The following is a 1154-nucleotide window of genomic DNA, read 5'->3' as shown; positions in this document are numbered from 1 at the left end:
AGAGAGTAGACACCCTTTATAGTTAGGGTAGCCCCTAATGGAGGTGTGTCATGGCCAAGAAACAGCGGCAAGCATATACGGAAGACTTCCGTAGAGAAGCCGTCCGCCGATCCGACCAACCAGGGAATACGGCGGTATCGGTTGCCAAGGAGTTGGGTTTGCACCCCGGCCAGATCTATAACTGGCGCCGCCAGTTTTCTCGCCTTTCCGATAAGCAATTCAATAGCCTGGACGGTGTCGATTACTCCAAACACGAATCCGAGGAAGTGCGACGCCTCAAGCGCGAGCTCAATGAAGCGCGTAAGGAGAACGAATTCCTAAAAAAGGCTGCTGCGTACTTTGCGAAGCACCAAGAGTGAAGTACGCGGTCATTGCCGAGTATTTGGGACATTACTCCGTCGTGTTGATGTGCCGAGCCATGAACGTATCCCGCTCAGGGTTCTACAAGTGGCTGAAGCGCCCGCCCTGTGCTGCTCAGCTACGGCGCGAACAGGTGGAGAGCAAGGTTGTTGAACTGTTTGCGGAGTTCAAGGCCCGCTATGGCGCCCCCAGGCTTGCTGATGAATTGGCAGATGCGGGTCTGCCATGTTCGAAGAATTTTGTAGCCAATATCATGCGGTTGCGGGGTATCCGGGCACGCAACGGTAAGGGGTTTCACTATCGCCCAGCCAGCCCGACGATGATCAATGTGGAAGAGAACCGGTTGCGTCGTCGGTTTCGGGCGGAGGGGCCAAATCAGAAATGGGTGACGGATATCACCTATATCTGGGTCAATGGGCGCTGGCTCTATCTTGCGACGGTAATGGATCTTTATTCTCGTGCCATCGTTGGCTGGAAGCTGGATACCTCAATGACAGAGAGGCTGGCGATGGATGCACTTGCAATGGCGTACGCAAATCGGGATATCCAGCCCGGACTGATAATTCACTCTGATCGTGGGGTTCAGTTCCGTTCCGTGAAATATCTCGATCTGGTTCGTTCACGAGGCTGTTTGCCGAGCATGAGTCGCCAGGGTAATTGTTGGGATAATGCGGTAATGGAGTCTTTCTATAGCAGGCTCAAGGTGGAGCTGATCTATGCGGAGCAATATGCTTCCATCGAAGCAGTCCGATCCGGTATCTTTGAATACATAGAAATCTTTTATAACCGCAAAC

The 1154-nt window shown here is 52.9% G+C and carries 2 protein-coding genes; both read left to right on the top strand.

Going from position 1 to position 1154, the window contains the following annotated elements:
* The first annotated feature begins 50 nt into the window (after nt 1-50).
* On the top strand, nt 51-359 hold the full coding sequence (locus HUJ17_RS00020) for a transposase (RefSeq protein ID WP_272974550.1): 309 nt from the start codon (nt 51-53) through the stop codon (nt 357-359).
* Nucleotides 356-1154 (top strand): IS3 family transposase (locus HUJ17_RS00015; protein ID WP_290508797.1); only part of this gene is annotated, 799 nt, incomplete at its 3' end. The genes HUJ17_RS00020 and HUJ17_RS00015, both read left to right, overlap by 4 nt.

It is taken from the genome of Alcanivorax sp. (assembly GCF_014762765.1).
Lineage (GTDB): Bacteria > Pseudomonadota > Gammaproteobacteria > Pseudomonadales > Alcanivoracaceae > Alcanivorax.
The sequence above is the reverse complement of the archived record's forward strand: the minus strand, read 5'-3'. Positions and strand labels throughout refer to the sequence as shown.

Coding starts and splice junctions, on each gene's coding strand:
- HUJ17_RS00020 (WP_272974550.1), top strand. CDS start 51: ATGGCCAAGAAACAGCGGCAAGCATATACGGAAGACTTCCGTAGAGAA.